The sequence below is a fragment of the Paracidobacterium acidisoli genome (assembly GCF_003428625.2).
Lineage (GTDB): Bacteria > Acidobacteriota > Terriglobia > Terriglobales > Acidobacteriaceae > Paracidobacterium > Paracidobacterium acidisoli.
Window position 1 is genome coordinate 343,342 of sequence record NZ_QVQT02000002.1, and the last position, 1,674, is coordinate 345,015.

Genomic DNA, 1,674 nt, shown 5'->3' on the forward strand with positions numbered 1-1,674 from the left:
AAGCGCAATACTTCTTTCCCCTGTCCAGCGGTAAAAAGAGGGCTTAAAAACCCACCGCAAAACAGGCAGCCGCCTGATTCACCCATCTGTACACATCAGGTTGCTGACTGGAGAATGTCCAGGCTTTTCGTCACAGCCATAGGCACGATTCAGGAAACGGTCGATCGTAGTCGTTTCTGAAGTCTTATTCTGACAAGCCGGTGTGGCTGGCTTTGCGAAAGGGATATGGCAACTTCGGAGTATCTACGCAACAGGCGCTCAGTTCCCGGATTTTCTTCCGGAAACCCACGACGGCAAAAAACGCGCGCCACCAGGTTTATCGGCCCCTCGGCCATCACGTCGGCGGTCATGATGCTGAACGATGCGCTGGCCATTCTGCTGTCGGCGGGCATCTCCTTCATCCTTCGCGCTGTGGTCTTCGACAAGATCGCAAGATTTTATGACGGCTCCGATGTCTTCTGGAGCGCTCCGGTCGGCGTCGTCTATCTTTGCTGGTTCATCCTTGCATTTCTTCTGGTTGCCCGCCGCTACGGCCTCTATTCGCCGGTGCCGCTGGGCAGCGGCGCGCACGAGCTGCGTCTTACCGTGCAGGCCTGCCTGAGCGCCGGGCTGTTGCTGTGCGGCGGACTGTATATGACGCACGGGCAGTCGGTCTCGCGGGTTCTGGTGATTCTGCTGGTCGTCTGTGCGGCCATCGTGCTCAGCGTGCGCCGCGCCATCTGGCGTGTCTCCCGTTACCGGCAGTATGCGCGGGGCATCGAGCTGCGCAACGTCGTGATCCTGGGCACCAATCATCTGAGCAGCGCGCTTGGCCAGCACATCGACAAGGAATACCGCTACGGCTACAGCCTGTGCGGCTTCATCTCTCTCAAGCGCCCGGACTCGCCCAGCGTCGAGATTCAGCGCGATCAGATTCTGGGCGGTATCGACAGGATTCGCCAGCTTACCCGGCTTCATTTCATCGATGAGATCGTCATCGCCGAACCCTGCTCGACCGATGACGCGATCCGTCTGGTCGAAGAGGCGCGTGAGCTCGATATCGACGTGCGCGCCATCTCCGGCTACTACAGCGAGCTGACGGCCAATGCGCCGATCGAGTACCTGGGCATCTTCCCGGTGGTCTCGCTGCATCGCCGCGCGCCGCGCACCGTCGCGCTCTTCTGCAAGCGCATCGTCGACATCGCTTTGTCGCTGGCGGCGCTTGCCGCCGTCGCTCCGCTGATGGCGGCCATTGCGGTGGCCATCAAGCTCAACAGCCCGGGCGATATCTTCTACGTCAGCGAGCGCATCGGCAAACGCGGCCGCGTCTTCCCGTGCTTCAAGTTCCGCACCATGGTCAAAAACGCGGAGAAGCTGAAGAAGGATCTTGCCGCGCTGAACGAGCGCGACGGCATTCTGTTCAAGGTCAGCAACGATCCGCGTATCACCGGTATCGGACGCTTCCTGCGCAAGTACAAGCTGGATGAGCTGCCGCAGTTCTTCAACGTGCTGCGCGGTGAGATGAGCATCGTGGGTCCGCGGCCACCGATCGCCAGCGAAGTCGCGAAGTACGACCTCGAGCACTTCCGCCGCCTCGAAGTGCTGCCCGGCCTCACCGGTCTCTGGCAGGTGCAGGCGCGCCAGGACTCATCGTTCGCAAAGTACATTGCGCTCGATACGGCCTATGTCGAGAAC

Annotated in this window: 2 protein-coding genes; both read left to right on the forward strand. The window is 60.6% G+C overall.

From position 1 onward, the window contains the following. Positions 1-180 (forward strand): hypothetical protein (locus tag D0Y96_RS05190; protein WP_215601609.1); only part of this gene is annotated, 180 nt, incomplete at its 5' end. A gap of 168 nt (positions 181-348) precedes the next feature. Further along, the coding region (locus tag D0Y96_RS05195; protein ID WP_199480186.1) for a sugar transferase at positions 349-1,674 on the forward strand (1,326 nt) is incomplete at its 3' end.